Source organism: Vibrio tapetis subsp. tapetis, assembly GCF_900233005.1.
GTDB lineage: Bacteria > Pseudomonadota > Gammaproteobacteria > Enterobacterales > Vibrionaceae > Vibrio > Vibrio tapetis.
The window spans coordinates 2,446,290-2,467,253 of the sequence record NZ_LT960611.1 but is presented as its reverse complement, the minus strand read 5'-3'; the positions used below and the strand labels follow the sequence as shown (position 1 = coordinate 2,467,253).

Below are 20,964 nucleotides of genomic sequence, written 5' to 3'. Positions count from 1 at the left end.
CCCAGCGCTTGGCTGGGGATTAGGATTCATCATAAATATTGTTTACTAATGATCGATGACTTATTTATTAACCATTAAGCGTGGGATGGTTTCGTCTGAACGAAGAGTCAATACTTCACAACCGTCTCTTGTTACAAGGATAGTGTGTTCCCACTGTGCTGAGTTCTTACCGTCACCTGTGTATACCGTCCAGTCATCTTCGCTATCAATGCTGCAGCCGAATTTTCCTGCATTAATCATTGGCTCAATGGTAAAGCACATGCCTTCTTGCAGCTTGCGTTTATCATTATTTTTGTAGTGAACGATTTGAGGCTCTTCATGGAACTCGTTACCGATGCCGTGGCCACAAAAATCTTTAACAATAGAATACTTCATACGAGGATTTTTCTTGTTATTGTCTTTTATGAACTTGTCGATAGCTGTGCCGATTTCCCCGACTGTTGTACCCGGCTTAACTTTACGCATACCTGCATAGAGAGCATCTTGAGTTACGGTACATAGGCGTTTATCTGCAGCAGAAGCATCACCGATAATAAACATCTTCGATGTATCACCATGATAGCCTTCAGGGCGAGTTTCTAGCGATACCGTACTATCGTTTGGAATGATAACGGTAATATCGATGTTAACGACGTCGCCATCTTTTAAAACTGCGGGTTTCATTTTACCCGTCGACCCCATTTGGTCTGCTACTGCAGGGATACCGTGACAAACGATGTGGTTGATTGAGGTACAAATGGATTTTGGGAACCCATGGTAATCAAGTGGGGCAGGGTATGCACCATTATCATTAATAAATTTGTGGCAAATCTGATCGAGTTCTTCAGTCGTAACACCCGCTTTTACATGGGGTTCGATCATCTCAAGCACTTCCGCGGCTAACTTGCCAGCAACGCGCATTTTTTCAATTTCTTCAGCCGTTTTGATTTTGATAGACATTTACTTTCTCAATCTCTTTAAATGCAATCGCGCTATTCTATCAGTGTGAATGGGATTGTAAAACAAGTAGAGGGAATTAGGTAAAATGCGCAAGGCATCGTAACGATACTAGGCATAAGGCAAGAACATCAGCAAAAGGCTTGCATAAAGTTTTAAAGAGTTGACAAGAGTTTATGATGAGAGAAATATTTTAACGCCCAACGCCCAACGCCCAACGCCCAACGCCCAACGCCCAACGCCCAACGCCCAAGATTCTGTGGCTGTTTTTCCATTTTTCACTAGCAACAAACCCCTCTTTTATGGTATAAAGCGCGCCGGAACCAAGAACTGTTTTCTCCAACATGGCGAGGCTGTTTTTGGGTCTACATAAATTATCTTTAAATCACACACGTACCGACACATGATCCGGGGTGCTCACTTACTCAATATTGAGAGGTAGAGTCGGACGCATGGGGCACGTGGAGGCCTAACCCCATAGAGGAATTTAAAATGGCAACTGTATCAATGCGCGATATGCTTAAAGCTGGTGTTCACTTTGGTCACCAAACTCGTTACTGGAACCCAAAAATGAAGCCATTCATCTTTGGTGCTCGTAGCAAAGTACATATCATCAACCTAGAAAAAACGGTACCTATGTTCAACGAAGCTCTAACTGAGCTAAGCAAAGTTGGCGCTAAAAAAGGTAAAGTTCTTTTCGTTGGTACGAAACGCGCTGCATCTGAAGCTGTTAAAGAAGCTGCTATCGCAAGCAACCAGTTTTACGTTAACAACCGCTGGTTAGGCGGTATGCTTACGAACTACAAAACTGTTCGTCAATCTATCAAGCGTCTAAAAGAACTTGAAGCGCAAGCTCAAGACGGAACTTTTGAGAAGCTAACTAAGAAAGAAGCTCTAATGCGTACCCGTGAAATGGATAAGCTAGAGAAATCTCTTGGTGGTATCAAAGACATGGGCGGTCTACCTGACGCACTATTCGTAATCGATGCTGATCACGAGCACATTGCAGTTCGCGAAGCAAACAACCTAGGTATCCCAGTATACGCTGTTGTTGATACTAACTCTGACCCAGACGGCGTTGACTTCATCATTCCTGGTAATGACGATGCAATCCGTGCGGTACAGCTTTACCTTAACGCTGCTGCTCAAGCAGTAACTGAAGGTCGCAACGAAGAAACTGTTGCAGCTGTTGCTGAAAAAGACGGTTTCGTAGAAGAAGCTGAATAATAGCGACTCTGAGTCACTTAGCTTTCATTAAGTTAAGTCATAGTTAGCATCAGGGGCCCAATGTGTGCCCCTGATTTTTACCTTAATTGGAATCAACCGAGGATTTTAAGAATGGCAACTGTTACTGCTGCTCTAGTAAAAGAACTTCGCGAGCGCACAGCCGCTGGCATGATGGAATGTAAAAAAGCGCTTGTTGCTGCTGATGGTGATATCGAGCTAGCAATTGAAAACATGCGTAAAAGTGGCGCAGCGAAAGCAGCTAAAAAAGCTGGTAACGTTGCAGCTGAAGGCGCGATCATCATCAAAGATGCTGACGGCGTTGCAGTTATCCTAGAAGTAAACTGCCAAACTGACTTCGTTGCTAAAGATGCTGGTTTCCTAGCATTTGCTGACGAAGTTGCAACTGCTGCTCTAGCTGAAAAACTAGACATCGAAGCTCTTCAAGCTAAATTTGAAGAAACTCGTATCGCTCTTATCACTAAAATTGGTGAGAACATCAACATCCGTCGCGTACAGTACGCTGAAGGCGCTGCACTTGCTACTTACCGTCACGGTGAGAAAATCGGTGTTGTTGTTGCTGGTGAAGGCGATGCTGAAACACTTAAGCACGTTGCTATGCACGTTGCTGCTTCACGTCCTGAGTTTGTTAACCCAGAAGACGTACCAGCAGACGTAGTTGCTAAAGAGAAAGCGGTTCAAGTTGAAATCGCAATGAACGAAGGCAAGCCTCAAGAAATCGCAGAGAAGATGGTTGTTGGCCGTATGAAGAAATTCACGGGCGAAGTATCTCTAACTGGTCAGGCTTTCGTAATGGAACCTAAGAAAACTGTTGGCGAAATTCTTAAAGAGAAAGGCGCTACAGTAACTAACTTCGTACGTTTAGAAGTTGGTGAAGGTATCGAGAAAGCAGAAGAAATGAGCTTCGCTGACGAAGTTGCTGCGGTACAAAAAGGTTAATCCTTAGCGTATTGTTTAAAAAAAGACCGTAGCCAAGGCTGCGGTCTTTTTATGAATAGAAAACGAAAATTAACAGTGATGAATGAAGGTTCAAGTACGAAGTGCTAAATGCTAAACGCGAAGTGTCCCTACATTAGCTTTTAGTACTTAGCTTTTAGAACCTCTATCCATGACTGTTAATCAACAACTCTTATTTGAAAGGTAAACGCCATGACTACGAATCCTAAACCCGTATATCAACGTATCCTGCTTAAACTTAGCGGTGAAGCGCTTCAAGGCGATGAAGGCTTTGGTATTGACCCAACCACTCTGGAGCGTATGGCTCAAGAGATCAAAGAGTTAGTTGAGCTAGGTGTTGAAGTTGGTGTGGTAATTGGCGGTGGCAACTTGTTCCGTGGTGCTGGCCTTGCTGAAGCGGGCATGAACCGCGTTGTTGGTGACCACATGGGTATGCTAGCAACAGTAATGAACGGCTTAGCAATGCGTGATGCGCTGCATCGTGCCTACGTAAATGCTCGTGTAATGTCAGCAATTCAATTGAAGGGTGTTTGTGACGATTACAACTGGGCTGATGCAATCCGTGAGCTTCGTCAAGGCCGTGTTGTTATCTTCTCTGCGGGTACTGGTAACCCATTCTTCACAACAGATTCTGCGGCATGTCTACGTGGTATTGAAATTGAAGCTGACGTAGTTCTCAAAGCGACAAAAGTTGATGGCGTATATAATGCTGACCCAGTAGCAAACCCTGATGCAGAGTTGTATGATAAGCTTCACTACAACGTTGTTCTTGAAAAAGAATTAAAAGTCATGGATCTGGCTGCGTTCACTCTAGCGCGTGATCACAAAATGCCAATCCGTGTCTTTAACATGAATAAGCCAGGCGCACTGCGTCGTGTGGTAATGGGTGAAACTGAAGGTACACTTATCAGCGACGCTGAATAAGCCCATCAAGTTTACGCATTCTCTAAGATAAGTAATAAGGTGACATTGTGATTAATGAAATCAAAAAAGACGCACAAGAGCGCATGGAAAAAAGCGTAGAAGCACTGAGAAATAGCCTGCTAAAGATTCGTACAGGTCGTGCTCACCCAAGCTTACTTTCTGGTCTTACTGTTGAGTATTATGGTGCTCCAACTCCTCTTAACCAAGTAGCGAACGTTGTTGCAGAAGATGCGCGTACATTGGCTATTACAGTTTTTGACCGAGAGCTAACTCCTCTTATTGAAAAAGCAATCTTGATGTCTGACCTGGGCCTAAACCCAATGTCTGCAGGCACTGTTATCCGCGTACCACTTCCACCGCTAACAGAAGAGCGTCGTAAAGACCTTGTTAAAATTGTACGTGGTGAAGCGGAAGGTGGTCGTGTTGCTATCCGTAACATTCGTCGTGATGCAAACGGCGACCTTAAAGGTCTTTTGAAAGATAAAGAGATCTCTGAAGATGACGATCGCAGAGCACAAGACGAAATTCAAAAGCTAACGGATGCTGCAGTTAAGAGCGTTGATGACGTTTTAGCAACCAAAGAAAAAGAGCTAATGGAAGTATAAGACTGATTTTGTTTATGTTGATTTTTAGCTAAATCGAAGCATAAACAAGCAGTTGTTACACTTTTATGTTGTAAAGCGCTGTGTGGTTAGCACAGCGCTTTTTTTATATGGTATTATCACACCCCATTTTAATCATTTAATTCACTATGCCGAACACTCAAGTCATTTCAGACGCACTTCCTAAACATATCGCAATCATCATGGATGGTAATGGACGTTGGGCAAAAGCTCAGGGGAAACCACGTGTTTTTGGGCATAAAGCCGGTGTTAGCGCCGTACGTAAAACCATCTCTGCTGGAACTCGTTTAGGGATAAAAGCGATAACATTGTTTGCTTTCAGTAGTGAGAACTGGCGTCGACCAAAAGATGAAGTGAATTTGTTGATGGAACTGTTTATTACAGTTTTGTCCAAAGAAGTGAAACGCCTGCATAAGAATAATCTGCAACTTCGTATTATTGGCGATACCACCCGTTTTAGCTCTCGTTTACAAAAAAAAATCGCAGAAGCTGAAGCATTGACGAGTAATAATACGGGCATGGTTCTGAATGTCGCTGCAAATTATGGCGGAAAGTGGGACATAGCCCAAGCAGTAAAGAAAATTGCTGCTGAAGCCGCGACTGGTGATCTCATCGTTGATGATATTGACGAAGAGTTGATTACCAGTTACTTAGCTATGTCAGATATACCTGAAGTAGATTTAATGATACGTACTAGCGGTGAGCGTCGTATCAGTAACTTTATTTTGTGGCAGATGGCATACGCAGAAATGTATTTTACTGAGCAATATTGGCCAGACTTCAATGAAGATAGCTTGGCAGAAGCCGTTGCTTGGTTTGTAAGCAGAGAGCGACGTTTTGGTTGCACGGGTGAGCAAATTACCCAATTGATGACAGAATAACAAAGAAAAGGACTCGTCGGCTTGAAACAAAGAATTATTACCGCGCTGATCTTAGCGCCACTGGTTGTACTGGGCATTTTTGAACTATCAATGCCACTTTTTATTGCTGCGATCGCAGCAGTAACGATGATCGGTTTCTGGGAATGGACTCAGTTTGTAAAGCACAATTCTCGCGTTATGGCTTTAATACCAGCCGCAGTTGTGATGGCCGTAATACTCGTGCTCCTACCTTTTGAACCTGAACTTTTAAAGCCGTTACCCGCCGCGCATTTCGCTATTCTTGCCATTGGCTCTATCTGGTGGGTTGTCGCCAGTTTACTTGCTATTACCTACCCTAAGTCCGTAGGAATGTGGCAACACTCCAATTTGCTACGTAATGCATTTGGTTGGCTAACGCTTGTTCCATTTTTTACCAGTATTGTTTTACTAAGAGCAGAAGGCGCTGGTGTCGATGAATACTATGGCGCAAAGCTAGTTCTATTTGTTTGTTTCCTAGTTTGGTCAGCTGATAGCGGTGCGTACTTTGCGGGCAAAACATTTGGTAAAACTAAAATGGCTCCACATGTAAGCCCAAATAAAACCATCGAAGGCTTGGTTGGCGGTATCGTTGCTGCCTTGATTGTTGGTTGGGGCGCAGCCCAATGGTTTGAACTACAATTTGATAGCTGGGTAACAATGTCATTGATTGCATTGGTGACGGTTATCATTTCGGTACTTGGAGATTTGGTTGAAAGCATGTTTAAACGTGTGTCTGGGATCAAAGACAGCAGTAACATCATTCCTGGACATGGCGGAGTGTTAGACCGGATCGACAGTTTAACCGCCGCATTTCCCGTCTTTGCCTTGCTCTACTTCATTTTCTAATATAGTTAAAAAGACAAGGAGACTTGTCTTTTTACATACTGAAACGGTCATAATTGAATGCAAAATTTAACCATTCTAGGTGCAACAGGCTCCATTGGAACAAGCACCTTAAAGGTCGTCGAACAAAACCGCGATCAATTCACAGTGTTTGCTTTAGCGGCAGGAACTAACGTTGAGAGTATGTCTTTGTTGTGCGCAAAATGGCAACCGAGCTTTGCTGTTATGGCCTGTGAAGAAGCGGCAGTTCAATTAAGAAATAACATTGCTGCAATCAGCCCTAGGACTCAAGTTTTGTCCGGAGAGGATGGCATGTGCGCTGTCGCTTCTATGGATGAAGTCGATATGGTCATGGCGGCGATCGTAGGTGCTGCAGGTTTAATCCCTACGATGGCAGCAGTACAAGCGGGTAAACGTGTGTTACTTGCGAATAAAGAAGCCCTCGTGATGTCGGGTCAGTTGTTTATTGATGCTGTTGAGAAATACGGTGCTGAACTCTTGCCAGTAGACAGTGAGCACAACGCTATTTTCCAGTGTTTACCACAAAGCATTCAAACTAAGATGGGTCACTGCAACTTAGAGGAGCATGGTGTCTCTTCTATTCTCCTAACAGGCTCTGGCGGTCCATTCCGATATTCAGATGTATCAACGTTAGCTTCGGTAACGCCAGAACAAGCCATCGCGCACCCTAATTGGTCTATGGGACCAAAGATCTCGGTAGACTCCGCCACAATGATGAATAAAGGGCTTGAGTTCATTGAGGCCAAGTGGTTATTCAACGCATCTCAAGAACAATTAAAGGTTATCATTCACCCTCAGTCGGTGATCCATTCTATGGTGCAATATAAAGATGGCTCAGTGCTTGCGCAGATGGGCAAGCCCGATATGGCGACCCCAATAGCCCTTACCATGTCCTATCCTGAACGCGTCGCTGCCGGTGTTGCTCCGCTTGATTTTACTAAAGTGGGTGAGCTTACGTTCCTTGAGCCGGACTATTCACGTTATCCATGCTTAAAGCTTGCGATCGATGCTTGTTATGAAGGGCAACATGCCACAACAGGTTTGAATGCGGCTAACGAAATAGCCGTTGATGCATTCTTGCGAAAACAAATTAAATTTACAGACATTGCTAGCATAAATGAGCAAGTTTTGAATAAATTGTGTGGACAACAGCAGTTAGCACTAGATAATTTAGAAAGCTTGCTCGAGCTGGATCAAATGGCACGTAGCTACGCAAACCAATACATTACTGAGCGAACACTATGACAGACATACTGTGGAATTTAGCGTCATTTATCGTTGCACTTGGTGTACTCGTCGCTGTACATGAATTTGGTCACTTCTGGGTTGCGCGTAAGTGCGGCGTGCAAGTATTAAAGTTTTCTATCGGTTTTGGTAAATCGATCTGGTCTAAAACAGGAAAAGATGGCACAGAATATAGCATTGCGATGATCCCATTAGGGGGCTATGTCAAGATGCTTGATGGCCGTGTTGATGACATAACAGAGCAAGAAAAATCGAGCGCTTTTAATCATAAGTCGTTATGGCAACGTGCCGCTATCATTGGGGCGGGTCCTGCTTTTAACTTTGTATTTGCTCTATTTGCTTATTGGGTTGTGTTTCTTATTGGCGTGCCTGCGGTGAAGCCCGTAATTGGTCAAGTAACGGCTCATTCTATTGTTGCACAAGCCGGAATTGAAACTGGAATGGAACTAAAAGCCGTTTCAGGAATCGAAACCGCAGATTGGGAATCAGTTAACATGCAGCTGATTTCTCATATCGGCGATGATGTGATGACCTTAACAGTGACATCTGACGACGCAATAGGTGTTGAACAAGTTAAGAAAGTAGACATTCGAGATTGGCATTTTGATCCAGAAAAAGAATCGCCAATGTCGACACTGGGTTTTGTACCGTTTCGACCTGAAGTATCGACAACCTTAGCGCATATTGGCGAAGGTGGGGCGGCTGAAAAAGCAGGCTTGCAAGTTGGCGATACGATCCTTACCGCTGATGGCAGTAAGATTACTCAATGGCAGCAAGTGGTTGAGCTGATTCGAAGCAATGCGAATGCTCCAATCTCGATAACGGTCGATAGAGCAGGGCAAACGGTAAAGACAGAGCTTATCCCTGATTCGAAACAAGTATCAGATGGAAAGTTAATCGGTTTTGCTGGTATTGCACCGGAAGTCGCAGAATGGCCTGAAAATTATCGCTTTGAATTGAAATATGGTGTATTTGAATCCGTTGGGAAAGCGGTTGATAAAACCGGACAAATTATTTCATTAACCTTCAGCATGTTAAAAAAACTGATTGTAGGTGATGTGGGTATTGAAAACCTGAGTGGCCCGATTTCGATTGCGAAAGGAGCGGGTGCGACAGCAGATTACGGCTTGGTTTACTTTTTGAGCTTTATGGCCTTAATCAGCGTTAACTTAGGTATTATTAATTTATTACCTTTACCGGTTCTCGATGGCGGGCATTTGTTGTTCCTAGCCATTGAAGCGGTAATACGACGACCTGTACCGGAAGCGGTTCAGGAAGTTGGCTACCGTATAGGAGGTGCAATCATTATGTCTCTTATGGTAGTAGCGTTATTTAACGATTTTACGCGCCTGTGATATCAGCTGATTGATATAGCAAACTGGCATTAAAAGAAGTAGCAAGGAATAATCAGAATAGATATGGCGATCAAGCATTTACTACTTACCTCCCTACTGCTCGGCAGTACAATGGTAAATGGTGCAGAGAAATTTGTTGTTCAAGACATCAAAATCGAAGGCCTTCAGCGTGTTGCATTGGGTGCAGCGTTGTTAAAAATGCCAATCCGAATTGGTGATACTGTTGAGCAGCAAGATGTATCCAAAATTATTAAAGCCTTATACGAGTCCGGTAACTTTGAAGATATTCAAGTACTGCGCGATGGGGATGTTCTTGTCATTGAAGTGAAAGAGCGCCCAACCATTGCGAGTGTTTCGTTCTCTGGTAACAAGGCGATTAAAGAAGAGCAACTGCAAACAAGCCTTGATGCATCTGGCATCCGTGTTGGTGAGGCGCTGGATCGCACCTCACTCAGTAACATTGAAAAAGGCTTAGAAGACTTCTACTACAGCGTGGGTAAATATAACGCTGAAGTTAAAGCCGTTGTTACTCCTTTACCTCGTAACCGTTCTGATCTCAAGTTCGTATTTACCGAAGGTGTTTCTGCTAAAATTCAACAGATCAACTTCTTAGGTAATACCGTTTTTGCTGACGATGAATTGCGCTCACGCTTTAATCTTAATGTGGATGTTCCTTGGTGGAATTTCCTAGCCGATGAAAAGTATCAAAAGCAAGTATTGGCGGGCGATATTGAAACCCTGCGTTCATTTTACTTGAATCAAGGTTACTTAAAATTCCAAGTAACGAATACGCAAGTGTCTATCTCCCCGGATAAAAAAGGCGTATATATCGCGCTAACGATCGATGAAGGGAAGCCTTACTCTATCGATACAGTGAACTTCCGTGGTGAACTGATAGGCAAAGAAGACGAATTCAAACGGATGGTCTCCTTCGAGAAAGGTGATATCTATGATGGCTCTGCTGTAACCAGCTTAGAAGAGGGCATTAAACGCCTTCTTGGTGAAGCCGGCTATGCCTACCCACAAGTTCGAACGATCCCTGAGTTTGATGATGAAAACCAGACGGTTTCCTTAGTTATCAATGTTGAAGCCGGGAAACGAATTTATGTTCGTGATATCCGATTTGTAGGTAACAATTCAACCAAAGATGAAGTTTTGCGCCGTGAAATGCGCCAAATGGAAGGCAGCTGGTTGAACTCTAAATCAATCGATACCGGTAAAAGTCGCCTTAACCGTTTAGGTTTCTTTGAAAAAGTAGACGTGCAAACGGTTCGTGTTGCAGGGTCTGATGATCAGGTCGATCTAGTTTATAACGTAAAAGAAGCGAACTCAGGTAGCGTAAACTTTGGTGTTGGTTATGGTACCGAGTCAGGTATTAGTTTCCAAGTTGGTCTACAGCAAGATAACTTTGCTGGTACGGGTAACCGAGTTGGCATTAATGCCTCTACCAATAAATACCGTAAAAACGTTAGCCTAGAATATCGAGACCCATATTGGAACCTTGATGGCGTGAGTTTAGGTGGTAAGGTTTTCTACAACCAATTTGAAGCATCTGAAGCGGGCATCGTCGATTATACCAATGAAAGCTACGGAACAAGGCTGACATGGGGTTTCCCGTTTGATGAATTAAACTTCTTCGAATTTGGTGTGGGTTATACCCATAATAAGATCTCCAATCTTGACCCATATGCTCAGATTGAAAAGTTCCTACAGGTGCAAAGAGAGGCCGGTAACGTAATCGATAATAGTCTGTTGGTTAATGATTTCGATTTTTCTTTGAATTGGACTCGTAATAACTTGAACAAAGGTTTCTTCCCGACAGCCGGTAATCACCAGTCGGCATTTTACAAAATGACCGTACCTGGCTCTGACGTTCAGTACTTTAAAATGCAGTACGATGTGAAGCAGTATTTCCCGTTAACTGAAAAACATGAGTTCGCCTTGTTGCTGCGCGGTCGATTAGGTTACGGAAATGGTTACGGTAAGTCGGGTGATAACGATAACCTGTTCCCATTTTATGAAAACTACTATGCGGGTGGCTTTACGACCCTACGTGGCTTCCGTTCTAATTCAGCGGGCCCGAAAGCGGTATACGATGAAAACCCATCTGGCGGTAACAACTCGAACTATACGGCGACAGACAAATCCGTAGGGGGTAACGCCGTTGCTCTGGCAAGTATGGAAGTGATTTTCCCTACGCCATTTGCATCAGATGAAGTACGCAGTCAAATTCGCACCAGTTTGTTTGTGGATGTGGCGAGTGTATGGGACACAGAGTTTAAATACCTAGATCCAGATACAGGTGTGTCTTCTGGTCAGCAATATTATTACGATTATTCCGATCCACGCAATTACCGTGCTTCTATTGGTACGGCAATTCAGTGGATGTCACCAATGGGTCCTTTGGTTTTCTCATTGGCAACCCCAATTAAAAAATACGAAGGTGATAACACAGAAGTGTTTACATTCACCATCGGTCAAACGTTCTAAGTTAGGAGAGAATTTTGAAAAATATCGTTAAAGCAGCAGGCCTAAGCCTAGTAGTATTAAGCAGCTCATTCTTTGCCCAAGCGGCTGAAGCAGCTCAAAAAATTGGCTATGTGAATACTGCACAAATATTCCAAGCTCTCCCACAGCGCGAAGCAGTACAAAAAAAGCTTCAAGCTGAATTTAAAGACAAAGGTGCCGAGCTAAAAGCATTGGAAGCAAAAATCAAAACTAAAGTAGAACAAGCTCGTCGTGATGGTGAATTGCTTGGTGATGACGGCATGCGTAATTTGCAGATCCAAATCGCCGGTTTGGAAGCAGAGTACAAAATCAAAGGTCAATCGCTTGAGAAACTAGGCGCTAGACGTGAAAATGAAGAAAAACAAAAATTGTTCAAGTTGATCCAGAAAGCAATCGGTCAAGTAGCTGAGAAAGAAGGCTACGACATGATTGTTGATGCAAGCGCACTTCAGTACGCAAAGCCTGACTTGGATCTTTCTGAAAAAGTGATTAAAGAACTAAAATAAGTTTATGACGACATTATCCCTTGCTCAAGTAGCTCAAATTGCGGATGGTCAGCTTCACGGAGATAACGAAACCGTTATCTCCGGTTTTGCTGCACTAGAAAAAGCCGACTCTGGTCAGTTGGCTTTTTTATCTAATCCCAAGTTTCGTAAAGCGCTTCCAGATTGTAAAGCCAGTGCTGTATTGGTTCGAGACTCAGAACTCGAATTTTGTACAGGCAATGCCATTGTCGTCGCGGACCCTTATGTCGCGTACGCAAAGATTGCCCAAGCGTTGGATTCGACGCCAGCTCCAGCCCATGATATTGCGCCAAGCGCTGTTATCGCAAGCGATGCATCTATTGGTAACCAAGTGTCAATTGGAGCGAATGCTGTGATTGAGTCTGGTGCTGTAATCGCTGAAGGTGCATGCATTGGAGCAGGTTGCTTTATTGGTAAACAGGCTAAAATTGGTGCTCGAACCAAGTTGTGGTCAAATGTTAGCGTCTACCATAACGTTGAAATTGGCGATGATTGTTTGATACAAGCGAATGCAGTTATTGGTTCCGATGGCTTTGGCAACGCTAACGACAAAGGTGAGTGGATTAAAATTCCTCAGGTTGGGTCTGTTAAAGTTGGCAATCGAGTAGAGATCGGAGCATGTACCACCATCGACCGTGGTACACTTGATGACACTGTCATTGAAGATAATGTCGTGCTAGACAACCAAATCCAAATAGCACACAACGTGCACGTTGGTTATGGCTGCGCAATGGCGGGAGCCGTCATTGTTGCCGGTAGCACACACATAGGTAAATACTGCTTCTTTGGTGGTGGCGCTGTTGTTAATGGCCATATCACTATCGTAGATCAGGTTACCGTGACGGGGATGTCGATGGTAATGCGCGACATTACCGAAAAAGGCGTTTATTCCTCTGGTGTGCCAGTACAGCCAAATAAAGAATGGCGTAAAATGGTCCCTAGAGTCCACAAAATAGCAGAGCTCGATCGCCGCCTAAAAGCGTGTGAGAAACGAGATAATTAATCTGCCTCAACTTTTAATGGCCTGCAGTTTGCGGGCCTTAGTTTGTCTTAAAAGATAAACTATTTAGAATACATAAATAGGAATATGACTTTGACTACTGAAACGAAAACGATGAATATCACGGAGATCCAAGAACTTCTTCCACATCGCTATCCTTTCCTAATGATTGATCGCGTTACAGACTTCGAAGAAGGCAAATACTTGGTTGGTCTGAAGAATGTATCTGTTAACGAACCTCAGTTTACTGGTCACTTTCCAAAGCTTCCTGTTTTTCCTGGTGTGCTTATTCTAGAAGCAATGGCACAAGCGACAGGCTTGCTTGCATTCCGTACGTTTGGCGCACCTGCTGAGAACGAACTGTACTACTTCGCTAGTATTGATAAAGCTAAATTCCGTAAGCCAGTTATGCCTGGTGATCAATTAGTCATCGAAGTAGAATTCATTAAAGAACGTCGTGGTATTGCACTGTTTAATGGTGTGGCAAAAGTCGACGGTGATGTGGTGTGTTCTGCTGAACTAAAATGTGCACGTCGAGAGTTTTAATATGATCCATGAAACGGCTCAAATTCATCCTTCAGCGGTCATTGAAGGTAATGTCAGAATTGGTGCTAACACGACTGTTGGGCCTTTTACTTACATTGCAGGTGACGTAGAGATTGGCGAAAACAACGAGATCATGTCTCATGTTGTGATCAAAGGTCCAAGCAAGATTGGTAATGAAAACCGCATTTTCTCTTTTGCTATCATTGGTGAAGAGTGCCAAGACAAGAAGTTCAGCGGTGAAGATACATCCTTGATTGTTGGTGACCGTAACATCATTCGTGAAAGCGTACAGATGCACCGAGGTACCGTTCAAGACAAAGGCACCACTATTGTTGGTAGTGATAACCTTTTTTGTGTTAATGCTCATATCGCACACGACTGTGTGGTGGGTGATAACGTCATTCTTGGTAACAACGCCACCTTAGCTGGTCACGTAACGATTGAAGACTTTGTGATTTTGACGGCGCTGTCACCCGTGCATCAATTTTGTACACTTGGCGCCCACTGTTTTGTCGGTGGAGGCTCTATTGTTGTTCAAGATGTGCCACCATTTGTGATGGCACAAGGTAACCACTGTAAGCCATTCGGTATTAATATCGAAGGGATGAAACGTCGTGGTTTTACGAAAGATGAAATCAAAGCGGTACGTCGTGCTTACAAAAAGCTATACCGTGAAAGCTTAACGCTTGAAGAAGCAAAAATCGAAATTGCAACTGAGTCTGAAGAGTACGCAGTTGTGAAACAGTTCCTAGAGTTCTTGGGTAAAACACAGCGTGGTATTATTCGCTAACCCCATGGCTCATTCGGAATGATGTAAAGATCGCCACTCACATGGCGATCTTTTTGTGTTTTTAGATAGGGTATATTCGATGACAACAAAGCGACCATTACGAATCGGTATTATTGCCGGAGAATTGTCTGGTGACACGCTGGGTGAAGGGTTTATCAAAGCCGTAAAGCTGCGATATCCAGATGCTGAGTTCATCGGTATTGGCGGCCCTAAGATGATCGCACAAGGGTGCCAGTCACTTTTTAATATGGAAGAGTTGGCCGTAATGGGGCTGGTTGAAGTATTAGGTCGCCTGCCTAGATTACTGAAAGTGAAAGCTGCCCTCATTAAAGAATTTACTCAAAATCCGCCAGACGTATTTATTGGTATTGATGCACCAGACTTTAACTTGCGTGTCGAATTAGACTTAAAAAAAGCTGGAATAAAAACCGTGCACTATGTAAGTCCTTCGGTGTGGGCTTGGCGTCCAAAACGCATTTTTAAAATAGATAAAGCAACCGACTTAGTTTTGGCTTTTTTGCCGTTTGAAAAAGCGTTTTATGATAAGTACCAAGTGGCGTGTGAATTTATTGGTCATACACTTGCTGACGCTATCCCCATGGAATCGGATCAACGAGCGGCGAGAAAGTTACTCAATTTAGAACAAAGTAAAAAGTGGTTAGCCGTGTTGCCGGGGAGTCGTGGCGGGGAGGTTGGCCTTATCTCACAACCGTTTATCGAAACGTGCCAAAAGTTACACAAACAACATCCTGACGTTGGCTTTGTTGTCGCAGCGGTAAACGAGAAACGTAAACAACAGTTCGAACAAATTTGGCAGCAATACGCACCTGAATTGGACTTTACCATAGTGCAAGATACGGCCCGTAATGTCATTACGGCATCAGATGCGGTTTTATTGGCGTCGGGTACCGTTACTTTAGAGTGCATGCTGTTGAAAAGACCCATGGTGGTTGGTTATAAGGTCAATAAGCTAACAGGTTGGATAGTGCAAAAGTTGGCGATTACTAAGCACGTCGCTTTGCCTAACATTATGGCCGGTAAAGAGCTAGTAAGAGAGTTTATCTTAGACGATTGCAATGTCGAAAACCTATATCCTCCGTTAGAGCATGCCTTATTTGGTGACAATGCGGCGTTAATTGAAACATTCAATGAAATGCACCAGTGGATAAAAAAAGACGCCGACACGCAAGCAGCAGCTGCAGTACTCAATTTGATTGGAAAATAAAATGACTAAAATTGCTCCGAAACCTAAAAAGCCTGTGAAAGAACTCCCTCCATTTGAATATCCTAAAGGATACCAACTGATTGCAGGTGTAGATGAGGTTGGTCGTGGGCCATTGGTGGGGGATGTCGTGACGGCTGCGGTTATTTTAGATCCTAATAATCCGATTGAAGGCTTGAACGATTCCAAGAAACTGTCAGAAAAAAAACGTTTGGCTCTTTTCCCTGAGATCAAAGAAAAAGCGTTAGCATGGTCTGTCGGGCGATGCTCTCCAGAAGAAATTGATCAATTCAATATTCTTCAAGCGACTATGGTCGCAATGCAACGTGCTATTGGGGGGTTATCAATTCAACCTGACTTGGCACTCATCGACGGTAATCGCGTTCCTGAGCTTCCAATGGCAGGGTTAGCGGTTGTAAAAGGCGATTTACGAGTAGCCGAAATAAGTGCAGCCTCAATCATCGCCAAAGTTGTGCGCGATGCTGAAATGGACGAGCTGGATAAAGAATACCCAGAGTTTGGCTTTGCGAAACATAAAGGCTACCCAACTAAAGCCCACTTTGAAGCCATTGAACAGCATGGTGTTATCGGCGAGCATCGCAAAAGTTTTAAACCAGTAAAGCGAGCGTTAGGGCTTGAATAAGTACTGAAGTACTAGAGGCGAGGTACTAAAAGCGAAGTAAAAGAGCGAAAGTGCAAAGCTAAAATCAGCACATCGTTTTCAATCTCGCTTTTATTCTATATCCTTTAGCCTTTAGCCTTTAGCACTTAGCACTTAGCACTTAGCACTTAGCACTTAGCACTTAGCACTTAGCACTTATCCTTTAACTTAGGACCGTTACATGTCTGACCCTAAATTTATTCACCTACGAATCCACAGCGACTTCTCAATGGTGGATGGCCTTTCTAAAGTGCCACCTATTGTGAAGAAAGTAGCAGAATATGGAATGCCAGCAATGGCGCTGACAGATTTTACCAACCTTTGTGGTTTGGTGAAGTTTTATAATACAGCGACGAATTGCGGTATCAAGCCGATCATTGGTGCAGACTTTACCATGCAATCTGCGGAGTTTGGCGATGAGTTGACCAAACTAACGGTGCTAGCTACCGATAACAAAGGTTACAACAACCTAACCTTGTTGATTTCTGAAGCTTACCAGCGTGGACATGTTTTACACCAACCTGTCATTGATAAAGAGTGGTTGGCAAACCATAACGAAGGTTTGATTATTTTATCAGGTGGGCGTGTTGGTGAGGTTGGCCGAGCGTTATTAAAAGGCAATCACAGCTTAGTTGAAGAATGTGTTGCCTTTTACCAGCAGTACTTCCCTGATCGTTTTTACTTAGAATTAACCAGAACAGGTCGTGCTGACGAGGAGAGCTACTTACACTTTGCGTTAGATTTGGCCGAAAAGACAGATTTGCCTGTTGTCGCCACGAACGAAGTGGTGTTCCTAAATGAAGAACAATTTGATGCCCATGAGATCCGTGTAGCGATCCATGATGGCTTCACCATGGTTGATCCTCGCCGACCAAAAAACTACAGCGCTCAGCAGTACCTGCGTACTGAAGAGGAAATGTGTGAGCTTTTTGCTGATATTCCAGAAGCACTACAGAACAGTGTCGAAATAGCTAAGCGTTGTAACGTTACCGTCCGTTTAAACGAGTACTTTTTGCCTAACTTTCCAACGGAAGGGATGGCGATTGAAGATTTCTTGGTCAAAAAATCAGAAGAAGGGCTAGAGCGTCGCTTGGCTTTCTTATTCCCTGATGAAGAAGTGCGTTTACAGCGTCGACCAGAATACGATGAGCGCTTGAAAATCGAGCTCGACGTTGTCAACAAAATGGGCTTTCCGGGTTACTTCCTTATCGTAATGGAGTTCATCCAGTGGTCTAAAGATAACGATGTGCCTGTTGGGCCTGGTCGTGGTTCTGGTGCCGGTTCCTTAGTGGCATACGCCCTGGACATCACAGACTTAGACCCACTTGAATACGATTTACTGTTTGAACGTTTCTTGAACCCAGAACGTGTCTCCATGCCCGATTTCGATATCGATTTCTGTATGGATAAACGAGATCAAGTTATAGACCACGTTGCTGAAATGTATGGCCGAGATGCGGTATCTCAGATCATTACCTTTGGTACCATGGCGGCAAAAGCGGTTATTCGAGATGTTGGCCGTGTGTTGGGTCATCCATATGGATTTGTCGATCGTATATCAAAGCTGGTTCCACCAGAGCCGGGCATGACTCTTGAGAAAGCCTTCAAAGCGGAACCACAACTGCCAGAAATATACGAAGCCGATGAAGAAGTACGCGCGCTTATCGATATGTGCCGTATTCTGGAAGGGTGTACACGTAACGCCGGTAAACACGCAGGGGGGGTTGTTATATCCCCCACTACCATTACTGACTTTGCCCCGATATATTGCGATGCCGATGGTAACTTCCCTGTTACCCAGTTTGACAAAAATGATGTTGAAACGGCAGGTTTGGTTAAATTCGATTTCTTGGGGTTACGGACACTAACCATTATTGATTGGGCTTTAGGCCTGGTTAACCCTAGATTAAAGCGCGAAGGCAAAGAGCCTGTTCGAATTGATTCGATTCCATTAGACGATCAAGCGTCGTTCAATCTGTTACAAAACTCGGAAACGACAGCGGTATTCCAGCTCGAATCTCGAGGCATGAAAGATCTGATCAAGCGCCTGCAACCGGATAGCTTTGAAGATATTATCGCATTGGTGGCTCTGTTTCGACCGGGTCCCTTGCAATCTGGCATGGTAGATAACTTTATCGACCGTAAACACGGGCGAGAAGCGGTCTCTTATCCAGATGAAAAATGGCAACATGAAACGCTAAAAGAAACTCTAGAGCCCACGTACGGCATTATCTTGTATCAAGAACAAGTCATGCAAATCGCCCAAATATTGGCTGGTTATACGCTTGGTGGGGCGGACATGCTTCGTCGTGCTATGGGTAAGAAAAAACCAGAAGAAATGGCGAAACAGCGTACTATCTTCGAAGAAGGCGCCATAGCAAATGGCGTTGATGGCGAACTCGCCATGAAGATCTTCGATTTAGTAGAGAAATTCGCAGGGTACGGTTTTAACAAATCGCACTCAGCGGCCTACGCATTGGTTTCGTATCAGACTCTTTGGCTGAAAACGCATTATCCTGCGGAGTTCATGGCGGCAGTAATGACCGCCGATATGGATAACACGGAAAAAGTCATTGGCTTGGTTGATGAATGCATCAGAATGAAGCTGAAAGTGCTACCACCTGACATCAATGCTGGTTTATATCGTTTCAATGTTGATGAGAGCGGCGCGGTTGTTTATGGTATCGGTGCAATTAAAGGGGTAGGTGAAGGTCCGATAGAAAATATCATTGCCGCCAGAGACAAAGGTGGCTATTTTAAGGACTTGTTTGACTTTTGTGCTCGTGTTGATATCAAGAAAGTAAACAAACGCGTTATCGAAAAACTGATTTACGCGGGCGCGCTTGATAGGCTTGGTCCTCATCGTGCTGCAATGATGGCATCACTTAACGATGCAGTTAAAGCTGCCAGCCAACACCATCAGGCTGAAGCGTTTGGTCAGTCCGATATGTTTGGTGTGTTAACCGACGCGCCAGAAGAAGTAGAACAAAAATATACACAAGTACCGCCGTGGCCGGAAAAGGTTTGGTTAGAAGGCGAAAGGGATACATTAGGCCTGTATCTTACTGGTCATCCCATTAATGCGCATTTAAAGGAACTTGCTAAGTATACCAGTTGTCGACTAAATGATGCTCAGCCAACACGAAGAGATCAGTCGCTAACCATTGCAGGGCTAGTTATTGCAGCCCGAGTAATGACAACTAAGCGAGGGACTCGCATCGGTTTGATGACATTAGACGATCGTTCAGCTCGAATGGAAGTCATGCTATTCTCTGATGCATTAGAAAAGTATGCTGAACTTCTTGAAATAGATAAAATTTTGGTCATTTCCGGACAGGTCAGCTTTGATGACTTTAACGGTGGCCTTAAAATGTCGGCGCGAGATGTCATGGATCTTGGAAATGCCCGTGAAAAATACGCACGTGCGTTGTCCGTATCTATTTTAGAAGAACAAATAGATAGCCAATTTTTTGAGCGTTTTAGTCAGATACTAGAACCTCATCGAGCGGGAACCGTACCAGTCAATGTCTACTACCAACGCCACGATGCCCGTGCGCGGCTTGCTCTTGGTGTAGAGTGGCGAGTTACGCCAAACGACACATTGATCGACGAATTAAAGCAGCTACTTGGCCAAGGTCAGGTAGAACTGGAATTTAACTAAAGACCCGTCGCTAATAAAGCGAGGGTAGATAAAAGGATTCATAGATGAGCCCGAATTTTCTTGAGTTTGAGAAGCCAATTGCAGAACTAGAAGCTAAGATTGAAGCCTTGCGTGATGTCTCTCGTCACGGTGGTGATACTGCTGTCGATCTAGATAAAGAGATCAAGCAACTAGAAGATAAAAGCTTAGAGCTTAAAAAGAAAATCTTCAGTGATCTTGGTGCTTGGCAAGTTGCTCAACTGGCACGCCATCCTCAGCGTCCTTACACGTTAGATTACGTTGAAAACGTATTTACTGAATTTGACGAGCTAAAGGGCGATCGCGCTTTTGCCGATGATAAAGCGATTATTGGCGGCATGGCTCGTTTAGAAGGTCGTCCAGTGATGATCATTGGTCACCAAAAGGGCCGCGAAACCAAAGAAAAAGTGTTACGTAACTTTGGTATGCCAAAACCAGAAGGTTACCGCAAAGCGCTACGTTTAATGAAAATGGCAGAGCGTTTTAAAATGCCAATCATTACCTTTATTGATACCGCGGGTGCATACCCAGGTGTTGGTGCTGAAGAGCGCGGTCAATCTGAAGCGATTGCAACCAACCTAAAAGAAATGTCGAGCCTAACCGTTCCTGTTATCTGTAATGTGGTTGGTGAAGGCGGTTCAGGCGGTGCACTCGCTATTGGTGTCGGTGATTACGTGAACATGCTTCAGTACTCGACATACTCTGTTATCTCTCCTGAAGGCTGCGCGTCTATTTTGTGGCGTGATTCAGACAAAGCCCCGCAAGCAGCAGAAGCGATGGGTTTGATTGCTCCTCGTCTTAAAGAGCTTGAACTGATCGATGAAATCATTGAGGAGCCACTAGGTGGTGCCCACCGTGATAAGATTGCTGTTGCTGAGAACATGAAAGCAACGCTACTTAAGCAATTAGAAGATCTAGAACAGCTTGATGAAGAAACATTGCTTGAGCGTCGCTTCCAACGTTTGATGAGCTACGGTTACTGTTAA

Annotated in this window: 19 protein-coding genes; 17 read left to right on the top strand and 2 right to left on the bottom strand. The window is 44.0% G+C overall.

From position 1 onward, the window contains the following. Nucleotides 1-60: 60 nt before the first annotated feature. On the bottom strand, nt 61-939 hold the full coding sequence (map, locus tag VTAP4600_RS10960) for a type I methionyl aminopeptidase (protein WP_102522834.1): 879 nt from the start codon (nt 937-939) through the stop codon (nt 61-63). Nucleotides 940-1,129: 190 nt separating this feature from the next. Next, the gene (locus tag VTAP4600_RS25940) at nt 1,130-1,282 is read right to left on the bottom strand and encodes a hypothetical protein (protein WP_172443039.1); all 153 of its coding nucleotides are present in this window, start codon (nt 1,280-1,282) and stop codon (nt 1,130-1,132) included. Nucleotides 1,283-1,428: 146 nt separating this feature from the next. On the opposite strand from VTAP4600_RS25940, the gene rpsB reads away from it, so the two are divergent. The 17 genes from rpsB to accA all read left to right on the top strand — a co-directional run bounded on the left by rpsB (nt 1,429) and on the right by accA (nt 20,964). Further along, entirely contained in the window at nt 1,429-2,163 is a 735-nt protein-coding gene (gene rpsB / locus VTAP4600_RS10955; protein ID WP_102522833.1) for a 30S ribosomal protein S2, read from the top strand. Nucleotides 2,164-2,274: 111 nt separating this feature from the next. Beyond that, nucleotides 2,275-3,120: a translation elongation factor Ts gene (gene tsf, locus VTAP4600_RS10950; protein WP_102522832.1), complete on the top strand. Its 846-nt coding sequence runs from the start codon at nt 2,275-2,277 to the stop codon at nt 3,118-3,120. A 210-nt stretch (nt 3,121-3,330) separates the two neighbouring features. Then, nucleotides 3,331-4,062, top strand: a complete 732-nt coding sequence (gene pyrH, locus VTAP4600_RS10945) for a UMP kinase (RefSeq protein WP_102522831.1) — start codon at nt 3,331-3,333, stop codon at nt 4,060-4,062. Between the two features lie 47 nt (nt 4,063-4,109). Next, nucleotides 4,110-4,667, top strand: a complete 558-nt coding sequence (frr, locus tag VTAP4600_RS10940) for a ribosome recycling factor (protein WP_102522830.1) — start codon at nt 4,110-4,112, stop codon at nt 4,665-4,667. Nucleotides 4,668-4,813: 146 nt separating this feature from the next. Continuing rightward, a complete protein-coding gene (locus VTAP4600_RS10935) occupies nt 4,814-5,566 on the top strand; it encodes an undecaprenyl pyrophosphate synthase (protein ID WP_102522829.1) in 753 nt (250 codons plus the stop codon). A gap of 21 nt (nt 5,567-5,587) precedes the next feature. Continuing rightward, entirely contained in the window at nt 5,588-6,430 is an 843-nt protein-coding gene (locus VTAP4600_RS10930; protein WP_102522828.1) for a phosphatidate cytidylyltransferase, read from the top strand. A gap of 57 nt (nt 6,431-6,487) precedes the next feature. Further along, nucleotides 6,488-7,693 (top strand): 1-deoxy-D-xylulose-5-phosphate reductoisomerase, encoded by a 1,206-nt coding sequence (gene ispC / locus VTAP4600_RS10925; RefSeq protein ID WP_102522827.1) that lies wholly within the window; start codon nt 6,488-6,490, stop codon nt 7,691-7,693. Next, complete coding sequence (gene rseP / locus VTAP4600_RS10920; protein WP_102522826.1) at nt 7,690-9,048, top strand: sigma E protease regulator RseP; 1,359 nt, start codon at nt 7,690-7,692, stop codon at nt 9,046-9,048. The genes ispC and rseP overlap by 4 nt, the downstream gene beginning before the upstream one ends. A 63-nt stretch (nt 9,049-9,111) precedes the next feature. After that, nucleotides 9,112-11,538: an outer membrane protein assembly factor BamA gene (bamA, locus tag VTAP4600_RS10915; protein WP_102522825.1), complete on the top strand. Its 2,427-nt coding sequence runs from the start codon at nt 9,112-9,114 to the stop codon at nt 11,536-11,538. Nucleotides 11,539-11,552: 14 nt separating this feature from the next. Continuing rightward, a complete protein-coding gene (locus tag VTAP4600_RS10910) occupies nt 11,553-12,062 on the top strand; it encodes an OmpH/Skp family outer membrane protein (protein WP_102522824.1) in 510 nt (169 codons plus the stop codon). A gap of 4 nt (nt 12,063-12,066) precedes the next feature. Then, entirely contained in the window at nt 12,067-13,083 is a 1,017-nt protein-coding gene (lpxD, locus tag VTAP4600_RS10905) for a UDP-3-O-(3-hydroxymyristoyl)glucosamine N-acyltransferase (RefSeq protein WP_102522823.1), read from the top strand. A 111-nt stretch (nt 13,084-13,194) separates the two neighbouring features. Further along, complete coding sequence (gene fabZ, locus VTAP4600_RS10900; RefSeq protein WP_172443157.1) at nt 13,195-13,626, top strand: 3-hydroxyacyl-ACP dehydratase FabZ; 432 nt, start codon at nt 13,195-13,197, stop codon at nt 13,624-13,626. A 1-nt stretch (nt 13,627) separates the two neighbouring features. Next, the gene (gene lpxA / locus VTAP4600_RS10895; protein ID WP_102522821.1) at nt 13,628-14,416 is read left to right on the top strand and encodes an acyl-ACP--UDP-N-acetylglucosamine O-acyltransferase; all 789 of its coding nucleotides are present in this window, start codon (nt 13,628-13,630) and stop codon (nt 14,414-14,416) included. Between the two features lie 79 nt (nt 14,417-14,495). Beyond that, nucleotides 14,496-15,641 carry a lipid-A-disaccharide synthase gene (gene lpxB, locus VTAP4600_RS10890; RefSeq protein ID WP_102522820.1) on the top strand — a complete coding sequence of 382 codons (1,146 nt, stop codon included), beginning with the start codon at nt 14,496-14,498 and terminating at the stop codon, nt 15,639-15,641. A 1-nt stretch (nt 15,642) separates the two neighbouring features. Beyond that, the gene (rnhB, locus tag VTAP4600_RS10885) at nt 15,643-16,281 is read left to right on the top strand and encodes a ribonuclease HII (protein WP_102522819.1); all 639 of its coding nucleotides are present in this window, start codon (nt 15,643-15,645) and stop codon (nt 16,279-16,281) included. 199 nt (nt 16,282-16,480) lie between these two features. After that, nucleotides 16,481-19,960 (top strand): DNA polymerase III subunit alpha, encoded by a 3,480-nt coding sequence (dnaE, locus tag VTAP4600_RS10880; protein WP_102522818.1) that lies wholly within the window; start codon nt 16,481-16,483, stop codon nt 19,958-19,960. A 44-nt stretch (nt 19,961-20,004) separates the two neighbouring features. Continuing rightward, nucleotides 20,005-20,964 carry an acetyl-CoA carboxylase carboxyl transferase subunit alpha gene (gene accA, locus VTAP4600_RS10875; RefSeq protein WP_102522817.1) on the top strand — a complete coding sequence of 320 codons (960 nt, stop codon included), beginning with the start codon at nt 20,005-20,007 and terminating at the stop codon, nt 20,962-20,964.